This is a genomic window from Erwinia sp. JH02 (assembly GCF_013074405.1).
Taxonomy (GTDB): domain Bacteria; phylum Pseudomonadota; class Gammaproteobacteria; order Enterobacterales; family Enterobacteriaceae; genus Erwinia; species Erwinia rhapontici.
Window position 1 is genome coordinate 1 of sequence record NZ_JABANZ010000028.1, and the last position, 3,074, is coordinate 3,074.

At 52.6% G+C, this 3,074-nt stretch carries 1 rRNA gene; it reads left to right on the plus strand.

From position 1 onward, the window contains the following. The first annotated feature begins 145 nt into the window (after positions 1–145). Positions 146–3,051, plus strand: a 23S ribosomal RNA gene (locus tag HHI26_RS25275). Positions 3,052–3,074 lie beyond the last annotated feature (23 nt).

The following is a 3,074-nucleotide window of genomic DNA, read 5'->3' on the forward strand; positions in this document are numbered from 1 at the left end:
TGCTCTTTAACAATCCGGAACAAGCTGAAAATTGAAACGACATGTCGTTTTCATTCTCCGTAATAAGAATGAAATTAACGATATGTTCGAGTCTCTCAAATGCTTACAACAGCAATGTGTTCTTCGGGACGCTTGTGGGTTGTGAGGTTAAGCGACTAAGCGTACACGGTGGATGCCTAGGCAGTCAGAGGCGATGAAGGGCGTGCTAATCTGCGATAAGCGTCGGTAAGGTGATATGAACCGCAACAACCGACGATACCCGAATGGGGAAACCCAGTGTGTTTCGACACACTATCATGTCATGAATACATAGTGGCATGAGGCGAACCGGGGGAACTGAAACATCTAAGTACCCCGAGGAAAAGAAATCAACCGAGATTCCCCCAGTAGCGGCGAGCGAACGGGGAACAGCCCAGAACCTGAATCAGTTTGTGCATTAGTGGAAGCGTCTGGAAAGTCGCAGGGTACAGGGTGATACTCCCGTACACAAAAATGCACCTACTGTGAGTTCGATGAGTAGGGCGGGACACGTGACATCCTGTCTGAATATGGGGGGACCATCCTCCAAGGCTAAATACTCCTGACTGACCGATAGTGAACCAGTACCGTGAGGGAAAGGCGAAAAGAACCCCGGCGAGGGGAGTGAAACAGAACCTGAAACCGTGTACGTACAAGCAGTGGGAGCCTACTTGTTAGGTGACTGCGTACCTTTTGTATAATGGGTCAGCGACTTATATTCTGTAGCAAGGTTAACCGTATAGGGGAGCCGCAGGGAAACCGAGTCTTAACTGGGCGTTAAGTTGCAGGGTATAGACCCGAAACCCGGTGATCTAGCCATGGGCAGGTTGAAGGTTGGGTAACACTAACTGGAGGACCGAACCGACTAATGTTGAAAAATTAGCGGATGACTTGTGGCTGGGGGTGAAAGGCCAATCAAACCGGGAGATAGCTGGTTCTCCCCGAAAGCTATTTAGGTAGCGCCTCGTGAACTCATCTTCGGGGGTAGAGCACTGTTTCGGCTAGGGGGCCATCCCGGCTTACCAACCCGATGCAAACTGCGAATACCGAAGAATGTTATCACGGGAGACACACGGCGGGTGCTAACGTCCGTCGTGAAGAGGGAAACAACCCAGACCGCCAGCTAAGGTCCCAAAGTCATGGTTAAGTGGGAAACGATGTGGGAAGGCACAGACAGCCAGGATGTTGGCTTAGAAGCAGCCATCATTTAAAGAAAGCGTAATAGCTCACTGGTCGAGTCGGCCTGCGCGGAAGATGTAACGGGGCTAAACCATGCACCGAAGCTGCGGCAGCGATACGTAAGTATTGTTGGGTAGGGGAGCGTTCTGTAAGCCGTCGAAGGTGAACTGTGAGGTTTGCTGGAGGTATCAGAAGTGCGAATGCTGACATAAGTAACGATAAAGCGGGTGAAAAGCCCGCTCGCCGGAAGACCAAGGGTTCCTGTCCAACGTTAATCGGGGCAGGGTGAGTCGACCCCTAAGGCGAGGCCGAAAGGCGTAGTCGATGGGAAACAGGTTAATATTCCTGTACTCGGTGTTACTGCGAAGGGGGGACGGAGAAGGCTATGTTAGCCGGGCGACGGTTGTCCCGGTTTAAGCGTGTAGGCTTGAGTTCCAGGCAAATCCGGAACTCTTTAAGGCTGAGGCGTGATGACGAGGCACTACGGTGCTGAAGTAACAAATGCCCTGCTTCCAGGAAAAGCCTCTAAGCATCAGGTAACATTGAATCGTACCCCAAACCGACACAGGTGGTCAGGTAGAGAATACCAAGGCGCTTGAGAGAACTCGGGTGAAGGAACTAGGCAAAATGGTGCCGTAACTTCGGGAGAAGGCACGCTGTCGGTAGGTGAAGGGACTTGCTCCTGGAGCTGAAGGCAGTCGAAGATACCAGCTGGCTGCAACTGTTTATTAAAAACACAGCACTGTGCAAACACGAAAGTGGACGTATACGGTGTGACGCCTGCCCGGTGCCGGAAGGTTAATTGATGGGGTTATCCGCAAGGAGAAGCTCTTGATCGAAGCCCCGGTAAACGGCGGCCGTAACTATAACGGTCCTAAGGTAGCGAAATTCCTTGTCGGGTAAGTTCCGACCTGCACGAATGGCGTAATGATGGCCAGGCTGTCTCCACCCGAGACTCAGTGAAATTGAACTCGCTGTGAAGATGCAGTGTACCCGCGGCAAGACGGAAAGACCCCGTGAACCTTTACTACAGCTTGACACTGAACATTGAGCCTTGATGTGTAGGATAGGTGGGAGGCTTTGAAGCGTGGACGCCAGTCTGCGTGGAGCCAACCTTGAAATACCACCCTTTAACGTTTGATGTTCTAACCTGGCGCCGTGATCCGGCGTGGGGACAGTGTCTGGTGGGTAGTTTGACTGGGGCGGTCTCCTCCTAAAGAGTAACGGAGGAGCACGAAGGTTAGCTAATCACGGTCGGACATCGTGAGGTTAGTGCAATGGCATAAGCTAGCTTGACTGCGAGAGTGACGGCTCGAGCAGGTGCGAAAGCAGGTCATAGTGATCCGGTGGTTCTGAATGGAAGGGCCATCGCTCAACGGATAAAAGGTACTCCGGGGATAACAGGCTGATACCGCCCAAGAGTTCATATCGACGGCGGTGTTTGGCACCTCGATGTCGGCTCATCACATCCTGGGGCTGAAGTAGGTCCCAAGGGTACGGCTGTTCGCCGTTTAAAGTGGTACGCGAGCTGGGTTTAGAACGTCGTGAGACAGTTCGGTCCCTATCTGCCGTGGGCGCTGGAGAATTGAGAGGGGTTGCTCCTAGTACGAGAGGACCGGAGTGAACGCACCACTGGTGTTCGGGTTGTCATGCCAATGGCATTGCCCGGTAGCTAAGTGCGGAAAAGATAAGCGCTGAAAGCATCTAAGCGCGAAACTTGCCTCGAGATGAATTCTCCCTGGGTCCTTGAGACCCCTGAAGGGACGTTGAAGACTACGACGTTGATAGGCCGGGTGTGTAAGCGCAGCGATGCGTTGAGCTAACCGGTACTAATGACCCGTGAGGCTTAACCTTACAACGCCAGAAGCGTTCTGGTG